The organism is Methylocystis parvus OBBP, assembly GCF_027571405.1.
GTDB lineage: Bacteria > Pseudomonadota > Alphaproteobacteria > Rhizobiales > Beijerinckiaceae > Methylocystis > Methylocystis parva.
The window spans coordinates 46,199-59,680 of the sequence record NZ_CP092969.1 but is presented as its reverse complement, the minus strand read 5'-3'; the positions used below and the strand labels follow the sequence as shown (position 1 = coordinate 59,680).

Annotated in this window: 16 protein-coding genes and 1 pseudogene; 15 read left to right on the top strand and 2 right to left on the bottom strand. The window is 63.6% G+C overall.

Annotation, left to right across the window (positions count from 1 at the left end):
• Nucleotides 1–43: 43 nt before the first annotated feature.
• Both MMG94_RS19985 and MMG94_RS19980 read left to right on the top strand, forming a co-directional pair.
• Nucleotides 44–1,090 (top strand): DUF7146 domain-containing protein, encoded by a 1,047-nt coding sequence (locus tag MMG94_RS19985; RefSeq protein ID WP_026016516.1) that lies wholly within the window; start codon nucleotides 44–46, stop codon nucleotides 1,088–1,090.
• Nucleotides 1,091–1,429: 339 nt separating this feature from the next.
• Nucleotides 1,430–2,368 carry a DUF2493 domain-containing protein gene (locus tag MMG94_RS19980; protein ID WP_016921759.1) on the top strand — a complete coding sequence of 313 codons (939 nt, stop codon included), beginning with the start codon at nucleotides 1,430–1,432 and terminating at the stop codon, nucleotides 2,366–2,368.
• Between the two features lie 23 nt (nucleotides 2,369–2,391).
• On the opposite strand, the gene MMG94_RS22190 is transcribed toward MMG94_RS19980, so the two are convergent.
• The gene (locus MMG94_RS22190; RefSeq protein ID WP_016921758.1) at nucleotides 2,392–2,688 is read right to left on the bottom strand and encodes a type II toxin-antitoxin system YhaV family toxin; all 297 of its coding nucleotides are present in this window, start codon (nucleotides 2,686–2,688) and stop codon (nucleotides 2,392–2,394) included.
• A gap of 430 nt (nucleotides 2,689–3,118) precedes the next feature.
• Between MMG94_RS22190 and MMG94_RS19970 the strand changes: the two genes are divergently transcribed.
• Complete coding sequence (locus MMG94_RS19970; RefSeq protein ID WP_016921757.1) at nucleotides 3,119–3,442, top strand: DUF736 domain-containing protein; 324 nt, start codon at nucleotides 3,119–3,121, stop codon at nucleotides 3,440–3,442.
• Nucleotides 3,443–3,720: 278 nt separating this feature from the next.
• On the opposite strand, the pseudogene MMG94_RS19965 reads toward MMG94_RS19970, so the two are convergent.
• Nucleotides 3,721–3,927: pseudogene (locus MMG94_RS19965) on the bottom strand (helix-turn-helix domain-containing protein); the annotation flags it as partial.
• Between the two features lie 254 nt (nucleotides 3,928–4,181).
• Here MMG94_RS19965 and MMG94_RS19960 point away from each other — a divergent pair.
• The 12 genes from MMG94_RS19960 to MMG94_RS19910 all read left to right on the top strand — a co-directional run bounded on the left by MMG94_RS19960 (nucleotide 4,182) and on the right by MMG94_RS19910 (nucleotide 13,406).
• The gene (locus tag MMG94_RS19960; protein WP_016921755.1) at nucleotides 4,182–4,451 is read left to right on the top strand and encodes a DNA -binding domain-containing protein; all 270 of its coding nucleotides are present in this window, start codon (nucleotides 4,182–4,184) and stop codon (nucleotides 4,449–4,451) included.
• Between the two features lie 82 nt (nucleotides 4,452–4,533).
• A complete protein-coding gene (locus tag MMG94_RS22185) occupies nucleotides 4,534–4,836 on the top strand; it encodes a transcriptional regulator domain-containing protein (RefSeq protein WP_420846626.1) in 303 nt (100 codons plus the stop codon).
• Nucleotides 4,721–5,362: a DUF2285 domain-containing protein gene (locus MMG94_RS19955; RefSeq protein ID WP_420846627.1), complete on the top strand. Its 642-nt coding sequence runs from the start codon at nucleotides 4,721–4,723 to the stop codon at nucleotides 5,360–5,362. The genes MMG94_RS22185 and MMG94_RS19955 overlap by 116 nt, the downstream gene beginning before the upstream one ends.
• Nucleotides 5,363–5,525: 163 nt before the next feature.
• Entirely contained in the window at nucleotides 5,526–5,804 is a 279-nt protein-coding gene (locus MMG94_RS19950) for a helix-turn-helix transcriptional regulator (protein ID WP_016921752.1), read from the top strand.
• A gap of 13 nt (nucleotides 5,805–5,817) precedes the next feature.
• A complete protein-coding gene (locus MMG94_RS19945) occupies nucleotides 5,818–6,741 on the top strand; it encodes a replication initiator protein A (RefSeq protein ID WP_016921751.1) in 924 nt (307 codons plus the stop codon).
• Between the two features lie 319 nt (nucleotides 6,742–7,060).
• A complete protein-coding gene (locus MMG94_RS19940; protein WP_016921750.1) occupies nucleotides 7,061–7,531 on the top strand; it encodes a DUF2840 domain-containing protein in 471 nt (156 codons plus the stop codon).
• Nucleotides 7,528–8,031: a S26 family signal peptidase gene (locus MMG94_RS19935; RefSeq protein WP_016921749.1), complete on the top strand. Its 504-nt coding sequence runs from the start codon at nucleotides 7,528–7,530 to the stop codon at nucleotides 8,029–8,031. The genes MMG94_RS19940 and MMG94_RS19935 overlap by 4 nt, the downstream gene beginning before the upstream one ends.
• On the top strand, nucleotides 8,031–8,876 hold the full coding sequence (locus tag MMG94_RS19930; RefSeq protein WP_244415505.1) for a lytic transglycosylase domain-containing protein: 846 nt from the start codon (nucleotides 8,031–8,033) through the stop codon (nucleotides 8,874–8,876). Before MMG94_RS19935 ends, MMG94_RS19930 begins: the two co-directional genes overlap by 1 nt.
• Before the next feature lie 60 nt (nucleotides 8,877–8,936).
• A complete protein-coding gene (locus MMG94_RS19925; RefSeq protein ID WP_016921747.1) occupies nucleotides 8,937–9,080 on the top strand; it encodes a hypothetical protein in 144 nt (47 codons plus the stop codon).
• A gap of 34 nt (nucleotides 9,081–9,114) precedes the next feature.
• Nucleotides 9,115–10,866: a relaxase/mobilization nuclease domain-containing protein gene (locus tag MMG94_RS19920; protein WP_016921746.1), complete on the top strand. Its 1,752-nt coding sequence runs from the start codon at nucleotides 9,115–9,117 to the stop codon at nucleotides 10,864–10,866.
• A 107-nt stretch (nucleotides 10,867–10,973) separates the two neighbouring features.
• Complete coding sequence (locus MMG94_RS19915) at nucleotides 10,974–12,971, top strand: conjugal transfer protein TraG (RefSeq protein ID WP_016921745.1); 1,998 nt, start codon at nucleotides 10,974–10,976, stop codon at nucleotides 12,969–12,971.
• Between the two features lie 9 nt (nucleotides 12,972–12,980).
• Nucleotides 12,981–13,406 carry a ribbon-helix-helix protein, CopG family gene (locus tag MMG94_RS19910; RefSeq protein ID WP_016921744.1) on the top strand — a complete coding sequence of 142 codons (426 nt, stop codon included), beginning with the start codon at nucleotides 12,981–12,983 and terminating at the stop codon, nucleotides 13,404–13,406.
• Nucleotides 13,407–13,482 lie beyond the last annotated feature (76 nt).

Sequence of the window (13,482 nt, the reverse complement as noted above, 5' to 3'; positions counted from 1 at the left end):
AGCAATGGCGGGTCCCTTTTTTCCTTTGGAGGGCGCGCTCGTCATGTCCAATTCAATCGCTTCGGAGCTGGCGCGTCGCCTCGCGCTTGACGCCGAGGCCGTGTGCCGGCGCTATCTTTCGAATGGCCATCGTGAAGGGAATTATTGGCTCATCGGCGACGCGAGGAATACGCCCGGCCGCAGCCTGTTTGTTCGCTTGAGCGGACCTGATTGTGGAAAGGGCGTCGCTGGAAAATTTGTAGACGCCGCAACCGGCGAACATGGCGACTTGCTCGACATCATCCGCGAGACGTGTCGGCTGCGCGAATTTCGCGATGTCGTCGACGAGGCGCGGCGCTTTCTCAGCCTTCCCCAGCCAGCGTCAAAATCGAATGGGAAGCAGTCCCGCACGAAGGCGACGCTGAGGGGCCCGTCGGATTCGGCACGACGCCTGTTCGCCATGTCGCGGCCGATCGCGGGCACGCGCGCGGAAGCCTACTTACGACATCGCGGCATTACCGCTTTGCACGAAACAGCCGCGCTTCGCTTTCATCGGCGCTGCTATTATCGGGCCGACAATGGTTCTCCGGTTCAGACCTGGCCCGCCATGGTCGCCGCCGTCACGGATCATTCCGGCGAGATCGTCGGCGCGCATCGCACCTGGCTCGACCCGTCCCGCCACGACAAAGCGCCGATCGCAACGCCGAGACGGGCGATGGGTTCTCTCCTTGGCCATGGCGTCCGCTTTGGCGTCTCGGACGACATCATGGCGGCGGGTGAAGGCGTCGAAACCGTGCTGTCGCTTCGATGCGTCCTGCCCACCATGCCGATGATGGCAGCGCTCTCCGCCGCGCATCTTTCCGCCATCCTGTTTCCGGCGACGCTGCGCCGTCTCTATATTCTGCGCGACAACGATCCGGCGGGCGAGCGCGCGGCGGCGATTTTGATCGACCGGGCAAGGGCCGCCGAGATCGAAGCCATCGTCCTGTCACCCGTCCAGGGCGATTTCAACGACGACCTTCATCACCTTGGCGTCGACGAGCTGCGGGCGGCGATCAGGGTTCGGATCGCGCCGGAAGACGTTGCGCGTTTCATGAGTCTTTCGGCGTAAGCCGGTATGGGGACGAGGAAACGGCGCGCAAACCGGATGCTGGCCTGTCGCATCAGATCGACGCGCTTTCCGGGAATGTCGGAGAGGACCGCGCTTCGGCCTTCATAGAGGGCGACCTTGCGGCAAGCGGTCCGCGCCGCAATGGCTGTGGGCCGGCTATTTTCCGTCGCGCCCTTACGGGCGCTTTACAGCGCGAAGCAAAATAGCCGGCCCTCCGCCATCCTCCGCTTGCGCTTCGGCCGGTTGCTTCGCTTCCCGGTGCGGGATCGGCCCGCCCGCCGTCTCTTGTCGCCATGAAGGCCGCGATGGGCGCGGCCGATCCGACAAGGGAAAGCGCCAATGGCCACCGATCGCGACAATCCCGGCTTCGAGCCGCCGCAATCTTCCTCCCCAACCGATCGCGTTCTCGCCGAACTCCAGCTTTACGGCTATCGTTCCTTCCAGGATGAACCCGACCCGAGGCCGCTCCCCGAGGAGCAACTGATCGCCGGCGCCGTCGCCGACATTTTCGACGCCCTGGCCGCGACATTGGCCGACACACGGCTTGAACCGGACCTCGAGGAACTGCTCTGGTCGAGCGTCAATCTCTTCCACCGCGCCATCGGCAGGATCGAACGCCAGCTCGACGACAATGAACAGGCGCAGCGGCGCAGCCAGAAGGAACAGGACGGCTCCGAGGTCCGCTCGGTGGAACTGGAGCGCCTCATCGCCGAAGGACAGACATTGATCGAACGCCGCGACGGCATGGAGCTTTTTCGCGATCACGCCGCCGAGCAGTTCGAACGCCACACCGGCTCATCCTGGCGGCCACGCTCTGGATCGAAAGTGAATCATCGCGCCCTGACCGCGGCGGCGATCGACAGCCGCGACTTTCTTACCGCCCGACGGCGGGCTGAGGCCGAAGTCCTCATTCCCTCTGGCCCGAAAATCGCCTTCACCGGCGGGCTCGACTTCAACGACCATCACGCCATCTGGGACCGGCTCGACAGGGCGTTCGCCAAACATCCCGACATGGCGCTATTGCATGGCGGCAGCCCGCGCGGCGCCGAGCGCATCGCCGCCTGCTGGGCCGACAATCGCAAGGTTCCGCAGATCGTCTTCAAGCCCGACTGGACGCGTTACGCCAAGGCGGCGCCCTTCAGGCGCAACGACGCCATGCTCGAAACCTTGCCGATCGGCGTCATCGTCTTCCCGGGCTCCGGCATCTCCGCCAACCTCGCCGACAAGGCGCGGAAGCTCGGAATCCTTGTGTGGCGCTTCAATGCAGGCGGCGCGTAGCGCCGCCAGCCTCGATCCTGCGCTCAGCGCATGTGACCCAATCGGTCGCGCACGCTTTCTTTCTTCGCCGCCGCAACCAGCGTCTCCCAGTCGTCGGGCGGATTGCCTTTCTTCAACATCTTCCGGAAGACCGCGTAGGCGTCGCTGGCCTTGCCATAGGCGCGTAGCGTGTCTTCGCGATTGGAAACGGTTGGATGATCCCGGCCAATCGTCTCATGGTTGGTCGCATCGACGAAAATCTCGGCGTCGAAACTGTTGATCGGCGTCATGCGACGTTCGACGGCGTCCGCCCGGCGCACGAGTCTTTCGCCTCCCCACATAAGCAGCGCCCTCGAACCGAAGCGGTGTCCGTGGGCAATCCCGAAACTGCTCTCCCGTCATTTAACGCCGAGCACTTCTTTTCCTTCGCCTCGAACGCCGGACTCCTTGTGCGGATAATCCGAGTCGCGCCGGTTCTCCTTGTTGAGAAGGCTGTCCGACCCGATGCGACCAGCGCAGCCTCTCTTATGGCTTGATCTGGCCGAAGGACGGCTGCGCCTCGATCGTCATGGACGCAACAGCGGCGTGGCGACTTTCTTCCCCTGACGCTCTGCGAGCGTCATTCCTCGCGAGCCAAGAAAGTCGCCGCTCCGCCGTCCTCCGCTTTGTTGCGGCCCTGCGGGTGCGTCGCCGATCGCCTTCGACCTTTTGATCGCCATCGAGGCCGCGACGGTCGCGGGTTCGAGAACAGCACCTCACAGGAGAATCATCATGGCGAACATCGGCTCCTTCAAAAAGTCCGGCGACGAGTTTCAGGGCGAGATCGTGACGCTCAGCGTCCAGGCCAAGGGCGTGCGCATCGTTCCCGAAGCCAACCGGACCAGTGACAACGCGCCGAGCCACCGCGTCTATGTGGGTAGAATTGACATCGGCGCCGCATGGGCGAAGCGCTCCGCCGAGGGCCGCGACTATCTCTCGGTCAAGCTCGACGATCCGAGCTTCAGCGCGCCGATCTACGCCAATCTCTTCGACGACGAGGACGGCGAAGGCTACACCCTCATCTGGTCGCGCAGCCGCAAGGCCAATGGCGACTGAACGAGGCGCCGCCGAAGCCTCGCCCGGTAGATCGGGCGGGGCGTCGCATTTAACACTGCCCGAGCCACGCGGCAGGTGCACGCCCTCCGTGACGAGCGGTATCGCTCGTCACGTTCGAAGCTGCCGCCTGAATTTCAGGGCTTTTTTTGTATCCGCCGCTCGCGCGCGGCCGAGGGCGGCAGCGTGGGGGATTTGATTTTGCGCTTCCTGGCGGCGGTCGGCTCCGTCCCGGCCGTCCCTTGTTTGGGGCGGCGCGTCTCTTCCTGCATTGCGACGGCGTCGGGGGCGACGAGCGCCACATGCTCGACCCCGAGCGCAAGCGCGATTTCATACAGGCTGACGATCGTCGGATTTCGGGTTCCACGTTCCAGCCCGCTCAGATATTGCTGCGTAAAGCCGGATTTCTCTGCGAATTCCTCCTGCGTCAGGCCCTTCTCGAGCCTAATGCGCCTCACGTTCCGCCCCACCAGCTTCCGCATATCCATGCGGACAGGCTGGACTGTTACATACTTTGAGGTTTATCTACTATAATATGTATTTATCGTCCGTGAGCGGGCGGAGCTGGCCGATCACTCTCGGCGTTACGATCGCTACGTTTCGCCCGGCGACCAGCCGGAGGAATTTCGGGCGTCGATTTGTGCAGTGCATCGGCGCACTTGCGCCGCACTTGTTACCGTTCGGCAATGTTTCTGCTTAGAATGTCAACGAGGCGGCAAGTCAGTTGAGGAACGCTAAATCCGTGAGCTCTGAGAACGCCGATCCGATCGCCGACATTGCTCCCTCCGACGAGCATGTCACCGACTACGACCGCGCTCATTTCAAGGTTTACTTGCGAATGCTCGACGCGGCGAAGGAAGGGGCGGCATGGGAAGAAATTTCGAGTATCGTGCTCGGCATTGACTCCGTTCGTGAGCCCGCCCGCGCCAGGCGCGCCTACGACACGCATCTCGCGCGCGCGCAATGGCTGGCGAACAAGGGATATAAGGATCTTTTGGCGGGCCCCGCCTGAACAGGCCCGACCTTGGCGATCCCCGAAATTTCCCTCTGCGTCAAATCTGCGGCAATCGGGCGCTTGAGCTCGGCATGACGCCATGCCCGCTTTGGATTCCGTCTCTGCGAGTTATCGACAAGATTTCCCCGATACTGAAGCTCGGCCACACTCTTTCGCGAGAAAATTCATGATCGATGCGGATTGGCGCTCATCGAGCGCATATGACTCTTTGGATGATTTGAACTGGCCCTCCCGGGCGTGGGAATTTCTGCGGCGCGATGAAGAATATCACGCCGATTACGCCGACCCCGGATTTCGAGCCGCTCTGGATTCCGGCGTCGCCGGCGCCGAGCGTCGCTGGGGGTTGCGATTTCGCGGTAAACCCTGCGCTCGGCGCGAATGAAGCCGATATAATCTGGCTTCCCGAAGCGCGCGCAAGCGCGGTCATTCTCGTCGCCAGTCCAACCAACAGGGGCGAGTTGCGATTCACGCCCTCGCATTGGCCAGACCTGCGCAAACGCCTGCGAACGAAAGACGGCGAACATCTCATCCTGGGAACAGGCCGCAACCAGCATCAGCTATGGCTTCCCGATCCGCCGCGCGAGGGAACGCCGCTCGCAGCCGCGATCCCTCATGACAAAATGACGCCGCATCGCATTGAAGCGGCAATGAACTTTTGGCGTTTCGCCGGGGGCCGCGCGAGACCGGCCAGACCCTTGCGCGATAGTCGCCTCGTCAACACGCTCCGGGCGCTGGACGGCCATCTGAGCGGCGCGTCCTACCGCGTCATCGCCCAATGCCTGTTCGGATCGGCGTGGATCGACGCTGAGCCCTGGAAATCCTCCTCCATTCGTGACGTCACCATCCGGCTCGTGCGCAATGGCGTCGCGCTGATGCGCGGCGGCTATCGCAAATTCCTGAGCAAATAGCCGCTGGCTTCAACCGTTTCGTAGCACGGCTTCGCAGCATTAAGGGGTGGCGAAATTCGCGCCCCCCATCTTCGCCATCCACCCCGCCGGAATTTCTCCGCCAAAGTGATCGACGACAGCCGCCGATAGTCGGCGGCGCGCTTCGATTTCCCAAGGCTCGCCCATGTCCGCCGTCATGACCGAACTGCCGCCGCGCTATCTGCGCACGCCCGAAGCCGCGCGTTTCCTGGGGCTCTCGGGCCGGACGCTCGAAAAGCATCGCACCTATGGCACGGGACCGCTCTACTCGAAACTCGGCGGGCGCGTCGTCTACCGACTGGACGATTTGCAGGCCTGGGCCACGCGCGGCGCCAAGGCCTCGACCTCCGATCCCGGCGTCGGGACGGTGCTGCCGGCGAGACGCCAGACGCCGAGCGCCGCCGTTGTCCGTTCTGATCGTTGAGCCAGGCATCGCCATGTCCGCGACCCGTCATCGATCCGGCGAACTCCTCAAGCTCAGCCCGTTTCGCTGCGTTCCCGCCGACATCGCGCCGCGCGACGTGCAGGACCTCATGGCCTATCCGTTCTTCAGTCTCGCCAAATCGCCCCGCGTCGTCCCGATCGACTTCCGCATGGGAGAGCTGACCATTCGCGTCGACGCCACGCCGGAATATGGCATGGCGACGATCTGGGACGCGGATATATTGATCTGGGCCGCCTCGCAGATCATCGCGGCGCGCAACGCCGGGCGCGACACCTCGCGCCTGATGCTGGCGACCCCGCGCGAAATCCTCACCTTCATCGACCGAGGAACCTCGGCGCGCGACTATGATCGCTTCCGCGCCGCGCTCGACCGGCTGCAATCGACGACGATCGAAACGTCCATCCGGCAACCCGCCGAGCGCTGGACGCGCCGCTTTTCCTGGATCAACGAGTGGAAAGAGCGAACCGACGCGAGCGGCCGCCCGCTCGGCGTCGAACTCGTTCTGACCGACTGGTTCTATCGCGCGGTCCTCGACAAGGACCTGGTGCTGTCGATCGACCGCGCATACTTCGCGCTGACCGGCGGGCTCGAGCGCTGGCTCTATCGCATCGTGCGCAAGCATGGCGGTCGCCAGAAGGGCGGCTGGTCGTTCGAATTCGATCATCTTCATCTCAAATCCGCGAGCCTGTCGCCGCTCAAGCGCTTCGCTTTCGAATTGCGCGACATCGTACGGCGCCAGCCGCTGCCCGGCTATGCCCTAGCGATCGATCGCAATTCGCGCGGACGCGAGCGTCTTGTTTTCAAGCCTGCCGAGAGCAGCGCGTCCGCATGTCTAGATATCAGGCCAAACGGCCGTTCGCGCAGCGGCAAATCCACGAGCGGCAGGCCTGTGGATAACTCTGTGGATAAGCTGTGAAAACGCGCGTGCTATCGGGAACTCGCGCCGCGTGCCATCAGGAACTCTCGGCGCGTGCTATCGGGAACCAAAATCAGTCGCAACTCTTTCTATTCGAGCGCAAAACGGCGCGCCTAACTTGTACTAACGTAATGACTCTAACTTTTTCTTTAGAGTCAACGCCTGTGGAGACAATCCAACATTCCGGCATCAGAGAGCGAAGCCGGAAAGAGGAAGTTTCCCTTCACTCTTCGGCCGTACGTACGGTTGCAACGGCGCCTTCCTTGGCGAACGAGTGTCCCGCCCGGCAAATCAAAATTCGCCGCTGCGGAGACGCGTCATGAGCGCTCCCACTGAAGTCGAACTCTTCTACATGAAGGGCAGGATCGAGCGCCGGATTCGGTTCGGCAAACCGATCGCCGAGCGCACGCTCGATCGGCGCCGGCGTGTCGCGAGCTTCGCGCCGGGCTCGATTTTCGCCTTCATGCGCTGGGCGTCGAACGGCCACGGCACGCTGGTTTCGCGCATCGATATTCTGCGCGCCTGCAACGCAGGCGAAACCTATTCGACCGTCCCCGGCGTCAGACCCGGCGCGGAAATCCTGCTGCGCGCGCTCGGATGGGAGAAGGTTCAGCGCGTGTTGAGAGCCATCGAATCCGTCGAAGCGCTCGGCTTCGCGCCGCAGGAGATCTGTCCCGATCACTGGCGTCATATCCACAATCGTCTCGCCGCCGGCCTGGCGCCGCGATCCTATTCGCGCGAGCGGCATCGCGCCTGGCTGCTGCGCTTGAGAGTCGAGAAAGAAGCATGAAAATTCTCGCGCTCACTCTCCTTTCTTGCGTCGCGCTCGCGTCCACTTCTTACTTCCGGCACGAGCCGCTTTTCATCTGGAACGTCTCGTCGAGCGCGCCGGTCGGCCTCTATGCCGTGCGTCCGATCGGCAAATTGACCGTCACCGACCTGGTCGTCGCCCGACCGCCGAAACCGCTCGGCGACTGGCTCGCCGCGCGCGGCTATCTTGCCAGAGGCGTCCCGCTTATCAAGCGCGTCGCCGGACTGCCGGGACAAAAAATCTGCCGCGAAGGGCTCAGCGTCAGCGTTGATGGAACCACGATGGTGGAAGCGCGCGAAAGGGATCACGCTGGCCGACCGCTGCCGGTCTGGCGCGGCTGTTTCGTCCTCTGTCCCGGCGAGGTCTTTCTTCTCAACTGGGACGTGCCGGCGTCGCTGGACGGTCGATATTTCGGAGCATTGCCGATCAACGCAATCATCGGACATGCCGCACCTCTCTGGACGAAGGAGGACGATTGATGAGCGCGTCATCGTGGACTCCTTTAAACATCGACATGAGGCGTGAGCATTTCCGGCGCGTTTCGCAGTTCACTGTCCTTGGCGCGTTCTTTTGCGTCGCGTTCATCTCGGACGCGCACGCCCAACTGCTCGGTCTTCGCGCCGCAACCGACGTGAGATCGCCACAAGTCGTCGTCGCAAACGCGATGCTGGAAGGGTCACGGCGCTACAACATTCCGGTCGCCTGGCTGCACGCCGTCATGCAGGCGGAAAGCGGGGGCGACGCCGACGCCGTCTCCGACAAGGGCGCGGTCGGCTTGATGCAGCTCATGCCGAAGACTTATACGGAACTGCAAGCCAAACTCGGGCTCGGCCCCAATCCCTTCGAGCCACGCGACAATATTCTCGCGGGCGCGGCTTATCTATCGGAGCTGTATGGGCGCTATGGCGCGAACGGATTTCTGGCGGCCTACAATGCCGGCCCAGGGCGCTATGAGGCGCATCTTCGCGGCCGGCCGTTGCCGCTCGAAACCACCGATTATGTCGCGCGCCTGGCGCCAAAACTCGGCTTTGGCGACGCGCCATTTGCGTCAATAAGTCCGCCATCTGACGCGCCTCGCGCGCCGATATTTGTCACCGCCGTCGCGTCAACAACGTCAAACGAAATGGTCTCGAAAGACAAGCTCGACGACGCGAAGCAGAGCGGAAAGGCCGCGCCCCATCCTCTCTTCCCGGCGCATTCCCACGACAAAATTTTTGCAAGCGAGATGCACTCGGCTGGCGCCTCGAACGCTCGCGAACATGTCGATCCGTTGCACGCCGCTGACCTTTTCGTGGCGCGCGCAACATCGGAATCCTCTCGATGACGGCTTTCGCACTTTGGCGCATGTTGTCGCAGTCTCTCGCGCCTTTGGACAAGAGGCGGGATGAACGAAGGCCAACGAACGACCGAAGGCAAGATAGAAAAGACGGCACGGTCGGCGCGCCAGACCTTGCTGCGCAAGGCCTTTACCCGTGCCGCTCGGTCGGGCGCCGTGCCGAAGAAGCGGCGATGGTCCGATATTCCTTGAATCGTGACGGCGCTGGTCGCGGATCGAGGACGCGATGAACGACGGCGACAACGATCTTCGCCTGCGCCCCGGGCGCATTCGCCAAAGAGGACGAAGCCAATCCTCCCGGAGTTTCGTCGCGCAGGTCTTGATCGCCGCCAACAGAGCCGGCGGCGTCGCGACGCATGGCCAACTCGGCGCAAAGCGGCGCTCGACCTTCGGTCGCGGCCGAGGGCGCGCCTTCGCCCTGGATTGGGGACTGCTTTCGACCGCCCGCCGCGTCGTCGTCAAGGCCCGCGTCGTCCGCAACAAGGGGCGCGCCTTCCGATCGGCGCCGCTCGCGACCCATATCGCCTATCTCAAGCGCGAGGGGGTGACGCGCGATGAGGAACGCGCCTGCATGTTCGATGCAGGTTCCGACCGGGCGGACGCCGGCGCCTTCGCCGAGCGGTGCAAGGACGACCGGCATCATTTCCGGTTCATCGTCAGCCCTGAAGACGCCATGGAACTCGAAGACCTCCGCGCCTTCGCCCGCGATCTGATGCGCGAGGCGGAACGCGACCTCGAGACGAAGCTCGACTGGATCGGCGTCGATCACTGGAACACGGACAATCCCCACATCCATCTTCTCATTCGCGGCAAGGCCGACGACGGGAAGGACCTCGTCATCTCCCGCGACTATATCTCGAATGGAATGCGCGCCCGGGCGGAACATCTCGTCGGATTGGAATTGGGGCCAAAGCCCGAGCGCGAGATCGCGGACGATCTGACGCGGGAAGTCGACGCCGAGCGCTGGACGCGGCTCGATCGCGCCATCGCTGCGAGCGTCGACGAGAATGGCGTCGTCGATCTTCGGCCAGGCGCGGATGGCTGGAATGCCGACATCGACCGCTACAAGATCGGCCGATTGCAGAAGCTCCAGCGCCTTGGTCTGGCGTTCCTGGCCGGTCCGGCGCAATGGACGCTCGCCGAGAACGCCGAGAGCACATTGCGCGACCTCGGGCTGCGCGGCGACATCATCAAGACCATGCACCGCGCCCTCGGCGAGGCCAGGATCGCGAGAGGCGTCGCGGATTTTTCGATTCATGGCGAGGACGATAGTCCGTCGATCATCGGCCGACTGGTCGCGCGCGGACTTTCCGACGAATTGACCGAAAAGGCCTACGCCATTGTCGACGGCGTCGACGGGCGCGCCCATCATTTGCGTTTTTCGACTATCGAGGCGACCTCCGACGCCACGCCCGGCGCCATCGTCGAATTGCGGCGCTTCACCGACGCGAGGGGCGCGGAGCGGATCGCCCTCGCCGTGCGATCGGATTTGTCGCTCGCCGAGCAAATCCAGACGGAAGGCGCCACCTGGCTCGACCGCCGGCTCGTCGAGCGCTCCGAGACGTGGCTCTCCCATGCCGGTTTCGGCCAGGACGTGCGCGAAGCGCTCTCGGCCCGGATCGATCATCTCTCTGTGAATGGTCTCGCCCGGCGGGATGGCCAGCGCGTGATGTTTGCGCGCGACCTGCTCGGGACGCTCCGGCGACGGGAACTCGAAGCGATCGGCGGCAAGCTAGCGGGCGAGACCGGACTCTCGTACCAGCCCAAAGCCGAAGGGGCTTCTGTCGCCGGAATCTATCGGCAACGGCTGGCGCTCGCTTCCGGCCGCTTCGCCATGATCGACGACGGGCTCGGATTCCAGCTCGTCCCCTGGTCGCCTTCGCTCGAATCAAAACTCGGCCGTCATATCTCCGGCGTCATGTCGCCGGGCGGCGGCGTCGACTGGAGTTTTGGCCGGAAACGGGGGCTGGGAATCTGACTCTTGCTCGATGAAGTGTCGGTTTTTGTGCGCGGCGCTGCGATATTCTTCGACCAGCTCCTTGCGCCTCTTGCTTCCTGTCGCCCCTCGCCGCGATCCTTGATGGCATGTCCGGAACCAAGATTCTCTGGGGCCAGATCGCGCTCGTTCTCCTTATCGTCCTGCTTGGCGTCTGGGCGGCGACGCAATGGACCGCCTGGCGCCTGGGCTTCCAGCCGCAGCTCGGCTCCCCCTGGTTCGTTCTCGGGCGTGGCCTCCCGATCTACCTGCCCCCGCTCTTCTTCCTGTGGTGGTATCAGTTCGACGCCTATGCGCCGGAGGTGTTCCTCGAAGGAGCGGGCATCGCGACGGCCAGCGCCTTCGTCGCCATGGGCGCGGCGATCGGGCTTTCCGTCCATCGCGCTCGCGAAGCCAAATTCGCGACGACCTACGGCTCCGCCCGCTGGGCAAGCGAAGCGGAGATCAAAGCCGCCGGCCTGCTCGGTCCCGACGGCGTCGTCCTCGGAAAATTCGGCAAGTCCTATCTGCGTCATGACGGGCCGGAGCATGTCCTCTGCTTCGCGCCCACCCGCTCCGGCAAGGGCGTCGGCCTCGTCGTGCCGACGCTTCTCGCCTGGTCAGGCTCGGCGATCGTCCACGACATCAAGGGCGAGAACTGGTCATTGACCTCGGGCTGGCGCGCCCGCTTCGGCCGCGTCCTGCTCTTCGACCCAACCAATCCGGAAAGCGCCGCCTATAATCCGCTGCTCGAAATCCGCCGCGGCGACGCCGAGGTGCGCGACGCGCAAAATGTCGCCGACATCCTCGTCGATCCGGAAGGCGCTCTGGAGCGCCGCAATCACTGGGAAAAGACCAGCCACTCCCTGCTTGTCGGCGCCATCCTGCATGTTCTCTATGCCGAGGCGGACAAAACCCTCTCGGGCGTCGCCAATTTTCTTTCGGACCCGGAGCGGCAGATAGAGGAAACGCTCCACCTCATGATGCGAACGAAGCATCTCGGAGACCGGCCGCATCCGGTCATCGCCTCGGCCGCGCGCGAGCTGCTCAATAAAAGCGAGAACGAGCGCTCCGGCGTCCTCTCCACCGCCATGTCCTTTCTCGGCCTCTACCGGGATCCTGTCGTCGCCGGGGTCACGTCGCGCTGCGACTGGCGGATCGACGATCTGGTTTCCGGCCCGGGGCTGACGACGCTCTATCTGGTTGTGCCGCCCTCGGACATCAGCCGCACCAAGCCGCTGGTGCGATTGATCCTCAACCAGATCGGTCGCCGGCTGACGGAAGAGCTCAAAGGACAATCGAACCGGCGCCGCCTGCTGCTGATGCTCGACGAATTCCCGGCGCTTGGTCGACTGGACTTCTTCGAATCGACGCTCGCCTTCATGGCGGGCTATGGGCTCAAGGCCTTCCTCATCGCCCAATCGCTCAATCAGATCGAAAAGGCCTATGGCGCCAATAACGCCATCCTCGACAATTGCCATGTGCGGGTCGCGTTCGCCACCAATGACGAACGCACGGCGAAACGCGTCTCCGACGCGCTCGGCGTCGCCACAGAAATGCGCGCCATGAAAAACTACGCCGGCCATCGGCTATCGCCCTGGCTTGGCCATCTCATGATCTCCCGTCAGGAGACGGCGCGCCCGCTCCTGACGCCCGGCGAAGTGATGCAGCTTCTTCAGAATGAAGAGCTGGTGCTCGTCTCCGGCGCGCCGCCGATGCGGGCCAGGAAGGCGCGCTATTATGAAGACAAACGCTTCAGCGCCCGCATTCTCCCGCCGCCTCAGCCATCGGGCGCCAGACAAGCCGAGGCCAGCCAAAGCGCCGAGGGCTGGTTAGCGCTGCCGTCACAAGGCCAGAGCCCGACATCCAAGTCGGTTGACGCCAAGCCAGCCGCCCAGGAGGATTCTGAAAACAGCGGCGTGCGACGGGAACCGATGCTGCCGGCGCATGAAGCGATTTCGCCGGAATTTCCTGCATCGCGACAGGAATTCGCTTTCGGCGAGGACCAGCCGGATCGACGCGTCGTCACCTCGCAGGCGCTTGGCGCCCAAATGGGCTCGATCGCCCGCCAGGCTACTCTCGATCCCGGCGATGGCCTGCAACTCTGAGGACATTTCATGAAAGCCCGCCTCAACTGCTATTTCGACGCCGCGTTGCTCAAGAAGCTCGACGACCTCGCGGGGCGCCGCGGCCTGTCGAAATCGACCATCGTCGAAGCCGCGCTCGCCTCCTTCCTCTCCCCTGACGCCGCCGACCAGCGCGAGGCCGCGATTACCCGGCGGCTCGACAGGCTGACGCGCGCGATCGAACGTCTCGAACGCGATGTCGCGATCGGCAATGAGGCACAGGCGCTTTACATTCGCGCCTGGCTGACCGCCACGCCGCCATTGCCCGAGGACGCGCAAGCTGCCGCGCAAGCGAAGGCGCGAGAACGATATGAGAGTTTCGTTCAAGCGCTGGGGCGGAGGATCGCCAAAGGACAGCGTCTCTCGAAAGAGGTCGCATTCGATATCGTTCCTGAGGCGAACGACCTTGCCCAATAGTCGACTATGCGCCAGCTGCTGACGCTCTGCGACGAGGCAATTAATGTCTCAAATGGAGCCGGCAACGGACTGTCCG